Source organism: Arthrobacter sp. FW306-06-A (assembly GCF_021870055.1).
Classification (GTDB): domain Bacteria; phylum Actinomycetota; class Actinomycetes; order Actinomycetales; family Micrococcaceae; genus Arthrobacter.
In genome coordinates this window covers 867,686-884,334 of record NZ_CP084552.1, presented here as the reverse complement: position 1 = coordinate 884,334, position 16,649 = coordinate 867,686, and the positions used below count along the sequence as shown (strand labels likewise).

At 66.1% G+C, this 16,649-nt stretch carries 17 protein-coding genes; 4 read left to right on the top strand and 13 right to left on the bottom strand.

Features of this window, described 5'->3' with window-relative positions:
* Positions 1-48 precede the first annotated feature (48 nt).
* On the top strand, positions 49-1,836 hold the full coding sequence (locus tag LFT49_RS04310; RefSeq protein WP_237429855.1) for a thiamine pyrophosphate-requiring protein: 1,788 nt from the start codon (positions 49-51) through the stop codon (positions 1,834-1,836).
* A 36-nt stretch (positions 1,837-1,872) separates the two neighbouring features.
* Here the strand turns inward: LFT49_RS04310 and LFT49_RS04305 are convergent, their stop codons facing one another.
* The 8 genes from LFT49_RS04305 to LFT49_RS04270 form a co-directional block, all read right to left on the bottom strand.
* Entirely contained in the window at positions 1,873-2,229 is a 357-nt protein-coding gene (locus tag LFT49_RS04305; protein ID WP_236801112.1) for a barstar family protein, read from the bottom strand.
* Between the two features lie 7 nt (positions 2,230-2,236).
* A complete protein-coding gene (locus LFT49_RS04300; protein WP_237429854.1) occupies positions 2,237-2,725 on the bottom strand; it encodes a ribonuclease domain-containing protein in 489 nt (162 codons plus the stop codon).
* 52 nt (positions 2,726-2,777) lie between these two features.
* Positions 2,778-4,883 (bottom strand): glycogen debranching protein GlgX, encoded by a 2,106-nt coding sequence (gene glgX / locus LFT49_RS04295; RefSeq protein WP_237429853.1) that lies wholly within the window; start codon positions 4,881-4,883, stop codon positions 2,778-2,780.
* A 102-nt stretch (positions 4,884-4,985) separates the two neighbouring features.
* Positions 4,986-5,975 carry a 23S rRNA (guanosine(2251)-2'-O)-methyltransferase RlmB gene (gene rlmB / locus LFT49_RS04290; RefSeq protein ID WP_236801106.1) on the bottom strand — a complete coding sequence of 330 codons (990 nt, stop codon included), beginning with the start codon at positions 5,973-5,975 and terminating at the stop codon, positions 4,986-4,988.
* 108 nt (positions 5,976-6,083) lie between these two features.
* A complete protein-coding gene (gene cysS / locus LFT49_RS04285; protein WP_237429852.1) occupies positions 6,084-7,547 on the bottom strand; it encodes a cysteine--tRNA ligase in 1,464 nt (487 codons plus the stop codon).
* A 21-nt stretch (positions 7,548-7,568) separates the two neighbouring features.
* Positions 7,569-8,069: a 2-C-methyl-D-erythritol 2,4-cyclodiphosphate synthase gene (gene ispF / locus LFT49_RS04280; protein ID WP_236821247.1), complete on the bottom strand. Its 501-nt coding sequence runs from the start codon at positions 8,067-8,069 to the stop codon at positions 7,569-7,571.
* On the bottom strand, positions 8,066-8,848 hold the full coding sequence (ispD, locus tag LFT49_RS04275) for a 2-C-methyl-D-erythritol 4-phosphate cytidylyltransferase (RefSeq protein WP_236801101.1): 783 nt from the start codon (positions 8,846-8,848) through the stop codon (positions 8,066-8,068). Before ispD ends, ispF begins: the two co-directional genes overlap by 4 nt.
* A gap of 105 nt (positions 8,849-8,953) precedes the next feature.
* Positions 8,954-9,436 (bottom strand): CarD family transcriptional regulator, encoded by a 483-nt coding sequence (locus LFT49_RS04270; protein ID WP_237429851.1) that lies wholly within the window; start codon positions 9,434-9,436, stop codon positions 8,954-8,956.
* A gap of 271 nt (positions 9,437-9,707) precedes the next feature.
* Here LFT49_RS04270 and LFT49_RS04265 point away from each other — a divergent pair, with 271 nt between their 5' ends.
* On the top strand, positions 9,708-10,319 hold the full coding sequence (locus tag LFT49_RS04265) for a hypothetical protein (protein ID WP_236802784.1): 612 nt from the start codon (positions 9,708-9,710) through the stop codon (positions 10,317-10,319).
* Positions 10,320-10,408: 89 nt separating this feature from the next.
* Here LFT49_RS04265 and LFT49_RS04260 read toward each other — a convergent pair whose 3' ends face one another.
* Both LFT49_RS04260 and LFT49_RS04255 read right to left on the bottom strand, forming a co-directional pair.
* The gene (locus LFT49_RS04260) at positions 10,409-11,089 is read right to left on the bottom strand and encodes a response regulator transcription factor (RefSeq protein ID WP_056330255.1); all 681 of its coding nucleotides are present in this window, start codon (positions 11,087-11,089) and stop codon (positions 10,409-10,411) included.
* Positions 11,086-12,354 carry a sensor histidine kinase gene (locus LFT49_RS04255; protein WP_236802783.1) on the bottom strand — a complete coding sequence of 423 codons (1,269 nt, stop codon included), beginning with the start codon at positions 12,352-12,354 and terminating at the stop codon, positions 11,086-11,088. The genes LFT49_RS04260 and LFT49_RS04255 overlap by 4 nt, the downstream gene beginning before the upstream one ends.
* Positions 12,355-12,559: 205 nt before the next feature.
* On the opposite strand from LFT49_RS04255, the gene phoU reads away from it, so the two are divergent.
* Positions 12,560-13,222, top strand: coding sequence for a phosphate signaling complex protein PhoU (gene phoU / locus LFT49_RS04250; RefSeq protein ID WP_236801100.1), 663 nt, complete (start codon positions 12,560-12,562; stop codon positions 13,220-13,222).
* Positions 13,223-13,362: 140 nt separating this feature from the next.
* Here the strand turns inward: phoU and LFT49_RS04245 are convergent, their stop codons facing one another.
* On the bottom strand, positions 13,363-14,109 hold the full coding sequence (locus LFT49_RS04245; RefSeq protein WP_236801099.1) for a phosphoglyceromutase: 747 nt from the start codon (positions 14,107-14,109) through the stop codon (positions 13,363-13,365).
* A 101-nt stretch (positions 14,110-14,210) separates the two neighbouring features.
* On the opposite strand from LFT49_RS04245, the gene LFT49_RS04240 reads away from it, so the two are divergent.
* Positions 14,211-15,071 (top strand): class I SAM-dependent methyltransferase, encoded by an 861-nt coding sequence (locus tag LFT49_RS04240; protein WP_236821245.1) that lies wholly within the window; start codon positions 14,211-14,213, stop codon positions 15,069-15,071.
* Positions 15,072-15,091: 20 nt separating this feature from the next.
* Here the strand turns inward: LFT49_RS04240 and LFT49_RS04235 are convergent, their stop codons facing one another.
* Both LFT49_RS04235 and LFT49_RS04230 read right to left on the bottom strand, forming a co-directional pair.
* Positions 15,092-15,445, bottom strand: a complete 354-nt coding sequence (locus tag LFT49_RS04235) for a DUF2516 family protein (protein WP_236821244.1) — start codon at positions 15,443-15,445, stop codon at positions 15,092-15,094.
* A gap of 9 nt (positions 15,446-15,454) precedes the next feature.
* Complete coding sequence (locus tag LFT49_RS04230; RefSeq protein ID WP_236821243.1) at positions 15,455-16,645, bottom strand: trans-sulfuration enzyme family protein; 1,191 nt, start codon at positions 16,643-16,645, stop codon at positions 15,455-15,457.
* Between the last annotated feature and the right edge of the window lie 4 nt (positions 16,646-16,649).

The following is a 16,649-nucleotide window of genomic DNA, read 5'->3' as shown; positions in this document are numbered from 1 at the left end:
GGGTACGGTTCCTGGCAGGCAGGCCAGGAACCCGACCCAGGAGGACCAATGACCGAACGTACGGTGGCCGATGTAATCGTGGAGCGCCTCACCACGTGGGGTGTGGACCGGGTCTTCGGCTACAGCGGCGACGGCATCAACGGGTTCATGGGCGCCCTGCGCCGCACCGAGGGCCGTGTTGAGTTTGTCCAGGCGCGGCATGAGGAGTCCGCGGCGTTCATGGCCGTGGGCCATGCAAAATACACCGGCGGCGTAGGAGTGGTCACCTCCACCCAAGGCCCCGGCGCCGTCCACCTGCTCAACGGGCTGTACGACGCCAAGCTGGACGGCGTGCCGGTGGTGGCCGTCGTGGGGCAGCAAAGCCGCACCGTGCTGGGTTCTGCCTACATGCAGGAAATCGACCTCATGGCGCTGTTCAAGGACGTTGCTTCCCAGTTCGTGCAGCAGGTCAGCACGGCGGAGCAGGTGCCCATGGTGCTGGACCGGGCCTTCCGGACGGCGAAGGCCACCTCCTCCCCCTGCGTGGTGATCATCCCGCACGACGTGCAGTCCGCGCCGGAGCCGGAGCTTGAACAGCAGCACGGCATCGTGGTCACCGCCCCGTCCTGGAGCGCCGCAGCCAAGACGCCGCGCGAAGAGGACCTTGCAGCCGCGGCCGCCCTGCTCAACTCGGCGGAACGGGTGGCGCTCCTGGTGGGCCAGGGAGCAAGGCACGCGCGCGAGGAAGTAGTGGCGATTGCCGAGAAGCTTGGCGCTGGAATCGCCACCAGCCTGCTGGGCAAGCCCTACGTGGATGAGACCCTGCCCATCGCGGTGGGAACCATGGGACACCTCGGCACCACGGCCAGCGCGCACCTGCTGGGCACCTGCGACGCCCTCCTGATTGTGGGCTCCAACGATCCCTGGACCGAGTTCTATCCGCCGCCCGGTGCGGCCCGTACCGTCCAGATCGACATCGACGAAAAGAAGATCGGCAACCGCTACCCCGTGGAGGTGGGCCTGGCAGGCGACGCCGCTTCAGCCCTTGACGCCCTCAACCAACGGCTGGAACACCGTCCGCGGACCCCGTGGCGCTCCGAGGTGGAGGAAGAAGTCAGCCGTTGGCGCATCCTGGCTGCAGACCGCGCCGCTGTCCCCGCCAGCCCTGTCAACCCGGAACGTGTGGTGCGCGAGCTCAATGGCCGGCTTCCCGAAGACGCCCTGGTGAGTGTCGACGTCGGGAGCTGCGTGTACTGGTACGCCCGCCAACTGACGCTCCCCCAGGGTGTCCCTGCCCACCTCTCCGGGACCCTCGCCAGCATGGGCTGCTCCATCCCGTACGGCATCGCTGCCAAGCTGGCCCACCCGGACCGTCCGCTGCTGGCCCTGGCCGGGGACGGCGCGATGCAGATGCTGGGCGTGGCCGAGCTGGTCACGGTGGCGCACCGCTGGCGCCAGTGGCAGGACCCGCGGTTCGTGGTGTGCGTCTTCAACAACCGGGAGCTGACCGAGGTTACCTGGGAACAGCGCGAGTCGGAGGCGGAGCCGCGGTTTGCGGCGAGCCAGGAATTGCCCGATTTTCCCTTTGCCGGCTACGCCGACCTGCTGGGGCTCAAAGGCATCCGGGTCGAGGATCCGGAGCTTCTTGCAGAGGCGTGGGACCAGGCCTTCGCCGCGGACTGCCCCGTGGTGATCGAGGTGCTGACCGACCCCGAAGTCCCGCTTCTCCCGCCCTTCCCGGCAGGGCGGGAAAAGGCGGAAAGCATGCGGAAGGGCTTGGCGCAGGAGGACGACGGCGGCAGGGCCTCGGCACTGCTGGACACCTATGTTTCGCACGAGGAGCGCCCGCAGGGCTAGTGCTGGCGGCGCGGGGTTAGGGCATCAAGGTCTGATTCAGAGCAGCACTGCCGTGACGGCAAGGTCCTTGCCCGCGTACCGTTCGGCATCCTGCAGGATTTCGCAGATGATGCCGAACGACCGGTCGCTGCGGAACGGGGCGGCCACCTGCCACAGCACCGTGACGGGCGGATTGCCGTTGTCGGTAATGCTGTCGGCGAAGTCGTGGAGCGAGTCGTTCAGGGCATCGAGGTTCACGCCATAGTGTTCGGGAAAGCCCAGGACCTCGCCGAAGGTTTCCAGGACCGCGCGCTTGCTGTCCGCCGGCGGGACCACCACGCTGCGGCGCCCGGCGTCGGCAACCTGTTCCTGCAGTTCTTCCAGGGTCCAGGTGTCGCCGGAGAAGATTTTCATGGTTGTGCTAACTGCCTTCCGCTATGTACTTGAACGTTGCGTAGTGGTCCCCCGTGTAATACTTCTCGCCGCCGTTCCCTGCCACGATGCGCCGGGCGCCCCGGTCCCCTTCGCCGGGCGTGGGGACCGTGTATTCGCGGTAGTAGCCCCGGTCCCTGACTGGCAGGACGCGCTCGAAGTTGCCGAAGACCTGGTCATCCTGGCTGTACGGGTACGGGCCGCCCGCGCGGATCAGCGCCAGCACCCTGCGGCCTTCGACCGGGAGCGAGGACTCCCTGATTTCGGGCAGGCTGGACGGGTTGGCAGCGCGGTGGGGCGCAGACTGCTTCGCCGCCCCGGACGCAGCCGCGCCGCCCGGAGGGGACGCCTGGCTGGAAGCCGTTCCCGGCGTCGTACTTTCCGTCTGCCCGCCCAGTAGCCCGGCCCCGCCGAACGCCACCATGGCCAGCACCACCAGGGTGGTGATGAGCAAGGGAACGATGGAGCGGTTGCGCATTCGGGGTACCTGCCGGCTGGTCCTGGTTGTTCTGGGGCTGGGTAGTTTCTGGCTACGTGCGGTAGATGTTGATGGAGTTGGCCTCCGCGAGGTCCGTTTTCCCCGACGGCACCTGTATGCCCTGCCGCTCCTTGTGGCGCGGTGAGGTAGTCAGCCGAAGCTCGAACAGGCTGGGGGCCGGCCTCCCTGTGTTCGGAAGGGTGACCTGCACGTCCGAGGCGCTGCCGTTGACCACCACAAGGCCAGCAAGGTCGCCGCCGTCATCGCCGAGCAGCAGCTGCATGACACGTTGCTGCGGATCATTCCAGCGTTCGGCGGACATGGGCTGCCCGTCCTGGTCGAACCAGTACAGATAGGACTGCTCGTCCCGGACCGGGAAGTCGTGGGGCTGGGCGGCCAGGAACTCTTTGCGCAACCGGATGTACCGCTTGGTGCTGCGCAGCATTTCGTGTGCCTCCGGCGAGAGCGTCCAGTCCAGCCAGGTGATGTGGTTGTCCTGGCAGTAGGCGTTGTTGTTGCCCTGCTGCGTCCTTGCCAGCTCGTCTCCGGCAGTGATCATGGGCACCCCCAGCGAGACCATCAGCGATGCCATCAGGTTGCGCCTGGACTGGGCCCGCTTGGCCAGGATCGCACCGTTCTCGGTAGGGCCCTCCACACCGTGGTTGTAGCTGCGGTTGTCCCCGTGCCCGTCCCTGTTCTCTTCGCCGTTGTCCTCGTTGTGCTTGCGGTCGTAGGACACCAGGTCGTTCATGGTGAAGCCGTCGTGGGCGGTAACAAAGTTGACCGAGGCCAGGCGCGAACGGCCGGAGGCCTGGAAGAGGCCTGCGGAACCGGACAAGGCGTCCGCCAGCTTGGCCATGGTCCCGCCGTGGCCGCCGGAATCGATCGCCGCCCTGTCTGCCAGCCAAAAGGTCCGCACTGCGTCCCGGAAGTGGTCGTTCCAGTCCACCCACCCGGGCGGGAACTGGCCGGTCTGCCAGCCGCCGTAGCCAATGTCCCAGGGTTCGGCGATCAGCTTGACCTCGGACAGGACGGGATCGGCGGCGACGCCGGTGAGGAAGGGGTGCTTGGGGTCGAATTCGTTCGCCGCATTGCGGCACAGCGTGACAGCCAGGTCAAAGCGGAAGCCGTCGATGTGGAACTCGTCCACCCAGTAGCGCATCGAGTCAGTCACCAGCTGGACCACCTTGGGTTCAGCAAAGTTGAGCGAGTTGCCGCAGCCGGTGGTATCGACGAACTTGCCGTGGCCGTCCACCCGGTAGTACGTGTCCTCCCCCAAGCCCTTAAAGCTTAGGACCGGCCCGTCCTCTCCGCCTTCCGCGGTGTGGTTGTAGACGACGTCGAGGATGACCTCCAGCCCGGCGGCGTGCAGCGCCTTGACCATGGCCTTGAACTCGTCCTGGACAGCCTGGGCACCGGCTTCCTGTGCCGCCTGGGTGGCGTACCCCGGGTGGGGGGCAAAAAAGGCAGCGGTGTTGTAGCCCCAGTAGTTGCTGAGGCCCAGATCCTGCAGGTGCGGCTCATCGATGTGGAAGTGGACTGGCAGCAGCTGGACAGACGTGATGCCCAGGCTGGTGAGGTGCTCGACGACGGCAGGATGCGCCAGGCCGGCGTAGGTGCCCCTCAGTTTTTCCGGCACATCCGGGTGCAGCATGCTCTGGCCGCCCACATGGGCTTCATAGACGATGGTGTTGCGCCAGGGAAGACTAAGGCGTTCATCGGTTCCCCAGTCGAACTCGGTGGCGGTGCGGACACTGGTGAGGACGCCGCCGCGCTGGTCGATTCCCCTGCCGTACGGGTCCAGCAGGAGGGGCTGCCTGCCCGAACCGTTCCCATTGCCCGGGATAAGGGCCGGCGGCAACGGCCGGGTGTCCGATGACGGACGGAAGCCGTAGCGCGAGCCGTAGGGCATGTCCTCAACGATGCCGTGGTGGACGCCTTTTGTGATGTTGGCCAGGGTCTGGATCCGCCACTGGCCGCCCGGAGGGCAGTAGACGATGTCCAGGCTGGAGACGGCCGGCGCGAGGCAGGCAACGTTGGCCCGTCCGCCCGTGTGGTGGCGGGTGCCGCCGGAATCCGCGCGCGGAACGCTCACCCCAAGCGGAGCAGCCGTGGAGGCGTCCATGGCGGATGTTGTGTCGAAAAGCGGCATGACCATCACCTAAATAGTAGCGGTCAGCAGCACTTGACCAGCCCGGACACCCCTGCGGCGCCGGCAACCTGCCCGGGATCAAGTCCCGGAGAAACTATCCCGCCGAAACTATCCCGCGGCGCGCTGGCGTGAGACCTCGTACAGCGAGATGCCCACGGCCATCGAGGCGTTGAGCGACTCCATGGCGGAATCGATGGGGATGGAGACAATCTGGTCGCAGTTTTCCCGGACCAGGCGGCTCAGGCCCTTTCCTTCCGAGCCCACCACGATGCATACCGGTTCGGTGGCCAGGGTGAGGTCCGGCAGCGAAACGTCGCCGTCGCCGTCGAGCCCCAGCACGAAGATGCCCATGTTCTTGAACTGCTTCAGGGCGTTGTTCAGGTTGGAAGCGCGGGCCACGGGCACGCGGACTGCGGCGCCGGCGCTGGTCTTCCATGCGGCGGCGGTGACACCCACGGAACGGCGCTCGGGCACGATGACGCCGTGGCCGCTGAACGCGGAGACGGAGCGGATGATGGCGCCCAGGTTCCGGGGGTCAGTGATGCCGTCCAGGGCCACGAAGAGCGGGGCGTTGGCGACGTGCCCCTTCTTCCACTTCTCCACGGTTTCTTCGGCCAGTTCGTAAGCGTCCTGGTACTCGTAGGGCGGGATCTGCAGCACCAGGCCCTGGTGGACGGCGTCATCCGTCATCCGGTCCAGCTCGGGCTTGCCGGTCTCCATCAGCGGGATGCCGCGTTCGGCGGCAAGCTTCAGGGACTCCTTGACGCGGTCGTCCATCTCGATGCGGATGGCCACGTGCAGTGCCTTGGCGGGGATGCCTGCGCGGAGGGCTTCAACCACCGAATTGCGTCCGGTGACCACTTCCTCGGTGGCACGTCCCTTGGGGCCGGATTTGGCGGCCCCGGCGCTGCGGGCACCGGTACCGCGCTTGGCAGCGGACCGTTCGGCGAGCTGCCGTGCCTTGTGGGCCTTGTGGTACACGCGGTCCTCGGCCTTGGGCGTGGGGCCCTTGCCTTCGAGGGCCTTGCGGCCGTGGCCCCCGGTTCCGACGGTTGGGCCCTTCTTCGCTTTCACCGATCGGCGACCATTGTTGGCCATGATGTTCCACCCTTGATTGTGCTGACTGAGTCTGCATACCAGTCTACTGACCCGAAAAAAATCGGGGCTGGCCGCCGGTGAGTGGGGTTCAACCGGGCTGGGCAGGGTTCAGTCGCGCTTGAGGCTCCAGGTGGCGCCATCCGGGCCGTCCTCCACCACCACGCCGGCCTGGTTCAGGGTGTCCCGGATGGCATCGGAAGCCGCCCAGTCCTTTTCGGCGCGGGCAGCTGCGCGCGCTGCCAGTTGGGCTTCCACGAGGACCTCCAGCGCCTCGGCCTCCCGCGTGTTCACGGCTGCGGACCCGGCGACGGCGTTGAGGCCCAGGACGTCCGTCATGAGGACCACTGCGTGCATCGCATCCCGTGCGGCGGCGTCGTCACCTTCCGCCAGGGCAGTGTTGCCGGCCCGGACCGTCTCGTGCAACGCCGCCAGGGCGCGGGGAACGTTGAGGTCGTCGTCCATGGCTTCGCAGAATGCGTCGATTCCGGAGGAGGGGCCGTGGTTGCCATCGGCGATCCCGGCGTCGCCGCCGAACCGTGCCGCGGCCTTGGCCAGGAACCCGTCTATGCGTTCGACGGCGGCCGCGGCCTCCTGCAGCGAGGTGGGCCGGTAATCCAGCACCGAGCGGTAATGCGCCTGGCCAAGGTAGTACCGCACCACGCGCGGCGGGGCCACCTCCAGCATCTCGGCAGGGCTGATGGTGTTGCCGATGGACTTGGACATCTTCTCGCCCTGGTAGGTCACCATCCCGTTGTGCATCCAGAAGTTGGCAAACGAATGGCCGGCCGCCTGCGACTGCGCCATCTCGTTTTCGTGGTGCGGGAAGCGCAGGTCCAGGCCGCCGCCGTGGATATCGAAAGCAGTGCCGAGGTACTTGGTGACCATAGCGGAGCACTCAAGATGCCAGCCCGGCCGGCCCGTGCCCCAGGGCGAGGCCCAGCTGGCGGTGGCCGGCTCTCCTTCCTTGGAGCCCTTCCACAGCGCAAAGTCGCGGGGGTCCTTCTTGCCGCGGGGATCGGCGTCGGGCGCTGCCTGCATGTCGTCGATGTTCTGCCGGGTCAACGCACCATACCGGTCCCAGGAGCGGACGTCGAAGTAGACGTCACCGGAATCGTCAAGGGCAGGGTAGGCGTGGCCGCGCTCAATCAGCTGCTGGATCAGGGCGTGCATCTCGGGGATATGCCCGGTGGCCCGAGGTTCGTAGGTAGGGCGGGAAACGCCGAGGGTGTCGTACGCCTTCAGGAATTCACGCTCGTAGCGGTACGCCAGCGCCCACCACTCTTCGCGGGGGACCTCCCCCGCTTCCGGGCTGAAGTCCGGCGCGAAGGAAGCCTCAGACTTGGCCAGGATCTTGTCATCGATGTCCGTCACGTTGCGGACGACGGTGACCCGCAGGCCCCGATACTGCAGCCAGCGCGTCAGCTGGTCGAAAGCGATGGCGGAACGGATGTGGCCCACGTGCGGCATGCCCTGGACGGTGGCCCCGCAGTAATAGAGGCTGGCCTTGCCCTCGATGAGGGGGACGAAGTTCCGGACTTCGGCGGAGGCAGTGTCATAGAAGCGCAGGGTCACCGCTCCAGACTAGCCGATGGCTTAGGACTGCTGCGGGTACACCAGGGCGGTGGCTACCGCGGAGATGCCCTCTCCACGTCCGGTGAAGCCCAAGCCGTCGCTGGTGGTTGCCGTGACCCCCACATGCGCGCCCGCCGCTTCGCTGAGGACTCTTTGGGATTCCTCCCGGCGGGGCCCGAACTTGGGCCGGTTAGCCACGAACTGCACCGCAACGTTGCCGATCTCGAAGCCGGCTGCCCGGACAATCCGGGCTGCCTCGGCCAGGAGGGTGGCACCGGAGGCGCCGGCAAACTCGGGCCGGTCCGTGCCGAAGTGCGTGCCAAGGTCCCCGATGCCGGCGGCGGAGAACAGCGCGTCCGCGGCAGCGTGCGCCACGGCATCACCGTCAGAGTGCCCGGCGAGGCCGCGTTCTCCGGGCCAGAGCAGGCCACCCAGCCAGAGCGGGCGTGGGGCGTCGTGGGGGGCGTAGGCATGGACGTCGATTCCCACGCCGGTCCGCGGGAGGACCATGTCGTGGCTCATCCTTCCACCCACCGGGCTCCGAGCGGGCCTTCCAGGAGGCCTTCGGCGAAGATCAGGTCCAGCGGAGTGGTGATTTTGAGGGACTGCGTTGATCCGCGGACCACGTGGACGGAAGTGCCGAGCATTTCAACCAGCATGGCGTCATCGGTGACAGCCGCGGACTGTTCCTCGTCCAAGGACTGTGCCGCCTGGTGGCCCTGCAACAGGGTGTCGATCCTGAAACCCTGGGGCGTCTGGACCGCGCGCAGTTCCTCGCGGCGGGCAGTCCCGGTAACAACCTCGGGGGCGAAAACCGCGCCCTCCCCCGCGGTGGCGGCTACGGTCTTGACCGTGTCCACGACCGGAAGCGCGGGAATGACGGCATCTGCACCGGCGGCCAGCGCGTCGGACACACGGTGGAAAACCGACTCAGGTGTCAGTGCGCGCGCGGCATCGTGCACCAGCACCGCCTCGATCCCCTCCATCAGGGCAGCGATGCCGGCCCGGACGGAGTCAGCCCTGGTGGACCCGCCTTCGACAAGGCTCAGGAGGGGACCGCCGTCGGCGAGTTCTCCGCGGAAGTCGTCGCACAGCTGGCGCAGGCCCTGGTCCCCCGCGGGCAAGGCGACGCACACCTGCGTGGCAACCCCGGACGCGACGATGCCGCGCAGGGAATGCATCAGGATCGGCTCGCCGCCAAGCGGCACGGCCGCCTTGGGCATGCCATAGCCGAGGCGTTGCCCGGAACCTGCGGCCACCAGGATGACGGCTGTGACCAGGCGCGGAGGTGATTCACTCATGCGGACTAGCCTACGACGCCGGCACTTCCGGCGGGTGCGCGGGCACCGCCGGTGCGCCCAAAAAAAGAAGCCCCGGCGGCACTTGCGTGCGCCGGGGCTAAATTCTTAGGAAGCCAGGACCTCGTCGAGAACGCTTGCAGCCTTCTCCTCGTCGGTCTTTTCAGCCAGCGCCAGTTCTGAAATCAGAATCTGGCGGGCCTTGGCCAGCATTCGCTTCTCGCCTGCGGAAAGGCCCCGGTCGTGATCCCGGCGCCACAGGTCGCGAACAACCTCTGCCACCTTGATGACGTCACCGGAAGCAAGCTTCTCCAGGTTTGCCTTGTACCTGCGTGACCAGTTGGTGGGCTCCTCGGTGAACTCGGCGCGGAGCACATCGAACACGTGCTCCAGGCCTTCCTTGCCCACTACGTCCCGGACCCCAACAAGGTCAACGTTCTCTGCTGGAACTTCAATGGTCAGATCACCCTGGGCCACCTTGAGCTTGAGATACATCTTCTCTTCGCCCTTGATGATGCGCATCTTGATTTCTTCAATCTTCGCAGCACCGTGGTGAGGGTAAACTACTGTCTCGCCGACCTCAAATACCATGTGGACATTTCCCCTTTCCCGCTGACCAGTTTATCACGATTCAGGCATATGACCGGCCGGGGAAAGTGCCTGCAACCGCGAAAATACGCGGAAAAGCGGCCCAATCAACCTCGTCCACCCTCTTGACGAATGCGCAGATTAGTGCATCAAGTGAGCGTTCCCATAGGGGTTGTGACACGGCCGAATCCTCGTTTGACCCTCTTTGCGGATAGGCTATGGCTGAAAAAGACTTCAAATTTCTTGAGGAGTACGTGACGTGCGTTCCACTGCGATGAACCGGGCCCAGCGCGGCAAACTGGCACTGACGGCTGCTGCCCTTGGCGCCAGCCTGCTGACCGCGGGCTGCGGTTACATCACGCCCCAGCAGACCAGCCATCAGTACTCCGCCTCGGACGGCATCCGCGCAGACCTCGGTCCCCTGCAGCTGCGGAACATCCTCATCGTCTCCACGGGCGAAAACGAGCCCGGCCGCCTTATCGGCGCCGTCTACAACTCTTCCTCCAAGGACGTGAAGCTCACGGTCAACGGCGCCAAGGGGTCGCAGACAGAGGTTCCGGTAAAAGCCAACTCCTACACCCTGCTCAACGAGAAGTCTGATCCCGCCATCTTGAGCACCACCGGCGGCAAGCCCGGCTCCCTGGTGGACGTCAAGATCAGCGAAAACGGCACCAACGTCAGCAACACGGTGAAGGTTCCGGTCCTGGACGCCACCCTCCAGGAGTACAAGAACTACGTCCCCACCCCGAGCTCCTCGGCGACGTCTTCCTCTTCAGCCAGCGCAAGCTCGTCAGCCAGCGCCAGCTCCTCCGCCAGCACATCGGCAGGGGCAAGCTCGTCCGCCAGCGCCACTCCGAGCGCAACGGCAACCGCCACCAGCCGCTAAGCGGTCACCGGGCCCGGAGGCCAACAAACACAACAAAAGGGAGGAGCCCACTGGGTTCCTCCCTTTTGTTGTGCCGCTGTCCGTCCCGTTTAGGGTTCGAACTTGTAACCGAGGCCGCGGACAGTCACCAGGTAGCGCGGGGCGGAGGGATCGGGCTCGATCTTGCCGCGGAGCCGCTTCACGTGGACATCCAGGGTCTTGGTGTCGCCCACATAGTCGGAGCCCCACACGCGGTCGATCAACTGGCCCCGGGTCAGAACCCTGCCCGAGTTGCGCAGGAGCATCTCCAGGAGTTCGAATTCCTTCAGCGGAAGCAGGACCTGCTCGCCCCCCACGCTCACCACATGCCGCTCGATATCCATGCGGACAGGTCCGGCCTGGACCGTGGACGAGATCAGCTCTTCCGGCTCACCCTGGCGCCGCAGCACGGCCCTGACCCGGGCCACCAGTTCGCGGGACGAGTACGGCTTGGTCACGTAGTCATCTGCGCCAAGCTCCAGGCCCACTACCTTGTCGATCTCGGAGTCCTTTGCGGTCAGCATAATCACGGGGACGCTGGAGCGCTGTCGCAGCTGGCGGCACACCTCGGTGCCGGAGAGGCCCGGAAGCTGCAGGTCGAGCAGCACCAGGTCGGCGCCGTTGCGGTCGAATTCGGTGATGGCGTCCAGTCCGTTGTCCACCACCTCCACCTCGAACCCTTCTTTACCCAGCAAATAGGACAAGGGATCGCTGAACGATTCCTCATCCTCCACAATCAAAATCCTGCTCAAGCGTTGGCTCCTTGTTCTGTAGCGCCCGGTTCTGGTGCGCCGGCGGCGCGGGGTACTTGGGTCAGAGTTGGTTGCCCGGGTGTCTCCCGCACCTGCGCCGCCAACACTGCCGGCGCTCCCGGAACTGAAGGACCGCCGTCGCCCTCCTGCCCTTCCATTTCGGGCAGCCGGAGGGTAAAGGTGGATCCCTGCCCGGGCTGGGACCACAGCGTCACTTCACCGCCATGGTTGGAGGCCACGTGCTTGACGATGCTCAGGCCCAGGCCTGTACCGCCGGTCTGGCGGGACCGTGCCGCGTCCACCCGGTAGAAGCGCTCGAAGACGCGCTCCTGCTCCTCGGGGCTGAGCCCCTCCCCCTGGTCGGTCACGGAAATCGAGACCAGGCCTTCCCTGGAACGCACGCCGATGCCGACCCGGGTGTTGGGGGGTGAATAGCGGATGGCGTTGTCAATGAGGTTCCGCAGGGCCGTTACCAGGAGGTCCTGGTCGCCGAACACCTTGCCGTTGGTTCGTCCGCCCACCACGATGCTGATGTTCTTGCTCTCCGCGGGAAGCTGTGACCGATCCACGGCCTCGGCAATAACCGAGTTAATGTCCACGGGTCCGCCCTGCTGGATCACGCTGGCGCCCTGCAGGCGGGAAAGTTCGATGATGTCCTGGACCAGGGCGGCCAGCCTGGCCGATTCCTTGTGCATGCGCTTGGCGAAGCGCCGGACGGCTTCCTCGTCATCGGCGGAGGATTCGAGTGCCTCGGCCAGCAGCGAGATGGCGCCCACCGGGGTTTTCAGTTCGTGCGACACGTTGGCGACGAAGTCGTTGCGGATCTCTTCGGTCCGGGTGATCTCAGTGCGGTCATCAGCGAGGAGGAGGATGTATTCCTCGCCCAGCATGGCTGCCCGGACCTGGACGATGATGGTCCCCTGCCCCAGCGGTCCCCGCGGAAGCTCCAGTTGCTTTTCCAGGATGACGCCGTCCCGCCGGACCCCTGCCGTCATGTCCAGGAGTTCCTTGTGGACCACAGTATGCCCTCGGACCAGGCCGTAGGCGTAGGCTGCGGGGCTGGCACGGACCACACCATCCACGTCGTCCAGCACCACAAAGGCACGTCCGACGACGGCAAGCACCTCCGCTGCACCGGCCGGCAGCGCAGGCTCCTCGGGTTCGACGTCCAGCAGCTCACGCTGCTTCTCGCTGACCCGGTAGGCAAGCACGCCGAACGTGCCAAGCGCCAGGCCGATAAGGCCGGCGACCAGACCAATGAGCATAGGATCCACAGCTCCACTTTATGCTCTTGCCTGGAGCCGTCCGCCGTCTTCGGAGCCATCCGGCAAACGGTTCAACTAACGTTCATCTGTGTGGGCATAATCGTTCACCGGACGATGCCAGAGTTGCTGGTTAGAGCGCCCAACGGCGACACGATTCCTGCTGCCCTGGAGCGGCCGGCGGGAGTTCCAAGGAAAGGACGCCTACGTGCGTAAGGTTTTTCAGGAAGAGCTCACCCAGGTCGGTGACCAGCTGGTGGAGATTTCCCGGCTGGTCAGCGAAGCGATGGCCAAGGCCACTACCTCCTTCCAGGTAGCGGACGTGGACCTCGCCCAGGACGTCATCGCAGCGGATGCGCGCATTGACTTCCTGCAGAACAGCCTGGATGAGCGGGCAATCGACATTCTGGCGCTGCAGGGTCCAGTCGCCAGCGACCTGCGCATGATCGTAGGTTCCCTCCGGATGAGCGCCTCCCTCGAGCGCATGGGCGACCTGGCCCGCCACATCGCCCAGCTGGCCCGCCTCCGGTACCCCTCCACGGTTATTCCGGAATCCATGACGGACACGTTCAACCGAATGGCCGAACTGGACCAGGAAATCGCTGACAAGCTGACCGTCCTCCTGGAGAGCCGTGACCTTGAGGTGGCCCGGGACATCCTCAAGGCCAACACCGCCATCAACGATTTGCACTTGAGCGTCTTCAAGGCCATCGCGGCACCCGATTGGTCAGGCTCCCCCGCCACCACCGTGGACGTGGCCCTGGCCAGCCGTTACTTTGAGCGGTTCGCTGACCACGGAGTTTCCGTTGCCCAGAAGGTGACCTACCTGGTCACGGGCGCCTGGCAGCCGAACGCCACCGAGCACAGCTAAGCCCAGTAGAACGACGACGGCGGCTGGTCACCTGAGGTGACCAGCCGCCGTCGTCGTTTCACCTTTGACGCAGCGCGTTCTTCGGCCGGAGTGCGCCTAAGGGAGGAACGACCGAGCACCCGGCGAAGAACCGCGAAGTCTTACTTTTTGCCCTGGTTGGCGACGGCCAGGATGGCCTGCTCGGCGGCCTCGGGATCGAGGTAGGTGCCGCCGGGCTTGATCGGCTGGAAGTTTTCGTCCAGTTCGTACACCAGCGGGATGCCCGTGGGGATGTTCAGCCCGGCGATGGCCTCATCGCTGATGCCGTCCAGGTGCTTGACCAGTGCGCGCAGCGAGTTGCCGTGCGCGGTGACCAGGACGGTCTTCCCGGCCTTGAGGTCTTCCTTGATGTCCGATTCCCAGTAGGGCAGGAGCCGCACCAGGACGTCTTTCAGGCACTCGGTGCGCGGGAGGGCGTCGCCCAGGTCCGCGTAGCGGGGATCGTGGGCCTGCGAGAACTCGGAGTCATCGGACAGGGGCGGCGGCGGGGTGTCGTAGGAGCGGCGCCATTCCATGAACTGATCTTCACCGAACTCGGCCAGGGTCTGGGCTTTGTCCTTGCCCTGCAGCGCGCCATAGTGGCGTTCGTTCAGGCGCCAGTCGCGCTTGACGGGGATCCAGCCGCGGTCGGCCTTGTCCAGTGCGATGTTGGCCGTGTTGATGGCCCGCTTCAGCAGGGAGGTGTAGAGGATGTCAGGGAGGATGTTGTTCTCCACCAGCAGCTCACCTCCGCGCGCTGCTTCCGCACGGCCCTGGTCGTTCAGGTCAACGTCCACCCAGCCGGTGAACAGGTTCTTGGCGTTCCATTCGCTGTGGCCGTGGCGCAGCAGAATCAGCTTGTAAGTCATGATTTTCATCCTAGCCGAGCAGTGTTGCCGCCCGCCCAGCGTTACAAGGCCGGCCCGCAACCGCGCTCACAAACCTCGGCCGGCGAAGATAGGGTTGTGCGGTGGTTCAAAAGGCTGAGCGGGTCAATGCCCCGCAACTTTCCGGCAGGTCCTCCGCCGCCAGGAAGGGGCGGCCGGTGGGCAACGTCACCCGCGGCACCACCAACCCCAACCGGATGCGCCGGCTGGACCGCTGGCTGGCAGGACCGCAGGCGTGGCGGCTGAGGAGGGCACCCGAGCCGCTCGTGGTGGACCTGGGCTATGGCGCAACGCCGGCCACCGCCGTCGAACTTCATGAAAGGCTCGCCGTGATCCGGCCCGACGTACGCGTCTGCGGGATCGAGATCGAGCCGGAGCGCGTCCGGGCGGCGCTTCCGCTGCAGCGTCCCGGACTGACGTTCCACGTCGGCGGCTTTGAGCTGCCTGTTTCCGGTCGCCCTGTCCTGGTCCGGGCCTTCAACGTCCTGCGGCAGTACGAGGAAGCTGACGTCCCGGGCATTTGGCGGCTGGTGCAGGAACGATTGGCTCCGGACGGCCTGTTCGTCGACGGCACGTGTGACGAGATTGGGCGGCGCGTGACGTGGGTGGCTCTGGACCGGGACCGGCCCCTGTCCCTCAGCATCTCGGTCCGCTTTGGGAGCTTCGACCTGCCATCCGACGTGGCCGAGCGGCTGCCCAAAGCCCTGATCCACCGCAACGTCCCCGGTGAACCGGTGCACGCTTTCATGCAGGCAATGGACCGGTCGTGGCTTGAGAGCGCGGCGCTGGCCTCATTTGGTAACCGGCAGCGCTGGGTAGGCATGTGCCGGAGCCTGCGCGCAGCGGGCTGGCCGGTCCAGGACGGGCCGGCCAGGTGGCGGCTGGGTGAGCTGACGGTGGATTGGGAGGCAGTGATGCCCTTACATCATGCGGTCAGCCGTTGAATGGGCCGGCGCCGGTGGGATCACCAGGGGCCGTAGGGGCCCATGTTGCGGCTGCCGCCCCGGCCGGCGTCTTTCACTGCAGGCCGGACGTCGGCCAGGTAGACGGAGGCTGCCACGACAGCGGCCAGCCCGAACAGGCCGAGGGTGCTGAAGATGCCTCCACCGGTGCCCAGCAGCGAGATCAGGCCCACGGCGGTGGCACCGCCGGTGAGGGCAAGCCAGAAGGTTTTGGTCCGCTTTCCGGTAGCTTCGAAGGCGTTGGGCCGGTGGCGGAGGCAGTCCACAAACGCCCACAGCTCAAGCCCCAAGGCCACCAGGCCAAGGATGAAGAACACTGCCTGCTCTACGAGCGCGATGATTATTCGACCGTCCACAAACCCAGCCTAGCCGCCCAGCGTGTCCAGCGCCTGCTTAAGGTCAGCCCAGAGGTCCTCAACGTTTTCCACCCCTACGCTAAGGCGCACCAGGTTCTCAGGCACGCTGGTGGGTTCGGCCGAGTGCCGGCGCCGGCGCTCGATGAGGGATTCCACCCCGCCCAGGGACGTGGCAGGCAGCCAGAGTTCCAGTGCCTGCACGAGTTTGTCAGCGGCGTCGGCGCCGCTGAGTCCTGCGGATGGCGCCACCTGGATACAGATGATGGAGCCGAACCCCTTCATCTGCTCCTTGGCGCGGACGTGCCCGGGGTCGGTGCTGAGGCCGGGGAAGCGGATCGATTCGATGGCGGGGTGCGCCGCAAGGCGTTCCGCCAGGACCATGGATGACTCCTGGGACCGCTCGACGCGCAACGCAAGGGTCCGAAGGCCGCGCAGGGCCAGCCATGCTTCAAAGGGTCCGGCAATAGCACCGTGGATGATCCGGTGGTGGAGGAGCGCGGCGCGGATGTCCGGGTTGGAGGTGACGAGCGCGCCGAGGACAACGTCGGAATGCCCGGCCAGGTACTTGGTCACCGAGTGGAGGACGACGTCGGATCCCAGCGACAGGGGCTGCTGCACCAAGGGGGTGGAGAAAGTGTTGTCCGTAACGACGATTGCGCCGGCGGCATGGGCGGCCTCTGCAACGGCGGACATGTCGGCAATTCCGAGCATGGGGTTGGTGGGGCTTTCGAGCCACAGCATGGCCGCGGCCTTCGCGGACGGTCCCTTAGGGGCCAGGGCTGCTTGAACGGCATCCGTATCGGCAATATCCACGGTCCGGAGCTCGATGAAGCCCTTTTGGGCGAGTTCGGAGGCCATCACCAGCGAGCCGGAGTAGCTGTGGTTGGGCATAACCAGGACTCCCCCTGCGGGGATCAGCGACAACGCAGAACTGACCGCGGCGAGGCCCGATGCGTACAGCAGGCCGGGCAACTCGGATCCTTCCAGCTGGCCCAAGGCCTCCTCGAAGGGGTCCCAGGTGGGGTTGGAATAGCGGCCGTATCCCCGGTCGCCATCACCAAGGGGGCCCGTGCCGAAATAGGTGGAGGAAAGGGTGATGGGAGGGTTGACCGGCTGGTCCCTTTCCCGCGGCGGCCGCCCGGCCGCCACCACCACGGTCTCGGGTGACAGGGACGCGGCTTGGTGCTCGGAAAGACTCATGGTG

Coding starts and splice junctions, on each gene's coding strand:
- LFT49_RS04310 (WP_237429855.1), top strand. CDS start 49: ATGACCGAACGTACGGTGGCCGATGTAATCGTGGAGCGCCTCACCACG.
- LFT49_RS04305 (WP_236801112.1), bottom strand. CDS start 2,229: ATGAAAATCTTCTCCGGCGACACCTGGACCCTGGAAGAACTGCAGGAA.
- LFT49_RS04300 (WP_237429854.1), bottom strand. CDS start 2,725: ATGCGCAACCGCTCCATCGTTCCCTTGCTCATCACCACCCTGGTGGTG.
- glgX (WP_237429853.1), bottom strand. CDS start 4,883: ATGGTCATGCCGCTTTTCGACACAACATCCGCCATGGACGCCTCCACG.
- rlmB (WP_236801106.1), bottom strand. CDS start 5,975: ATGGCCAACAATGGTCGCCGATCGGTGAAAGCGAAGAAGGGCCCAACC.
- ispF (WP_236821247.1), bottom strand. CDS start 8,069: ATGAGCCACGACATGGTCCTCCCGCGGACCGGCGTGGGAATCGACGTC.
- ispD (WP_236801101.1), bottom strand. CDS start 8,848: ATGAGTGAATCACCTCCGCGCCTGGTCACAGCCGTCATCCTGGTGGCC.
- LFT49_RS04270 (WP_237429851.1), bottom strand. CDS start 9,436: ATGGTATTTGAGGTCGGCGAGACAGTAGTTTACCCTCACCACGGTGCT.
- LFT49_RS04265 (WP_236802784.1), top strand. CDS start 9,708: ATGAACCGGGCCCAGCGCGGCAAACTGGCACTGACGGCTGCTGCCCTT.
- LFT49_RS04255 (WP_236802783.1), bottom strand. CDS start 12,354: ATGCTCATTGGTCTGGTCGCCGGCCTTATCGGCCTGGCGCTTGGCACG.
- LFT49_RS04245 (WP_236801099.1), bottom strand. CDS start 14,109: ATGACTTACAAGCTGATTCTGCTGCGCCACGGCCACAGCGAATGGAAC.
- LFT49_RS04230 (WP_236821243.1), bottom strand. CDS start 16,645: ATGAGTCTTTCCGAGCACCAAGCCGCGTCCCTGTCACCCGAGACCGTG.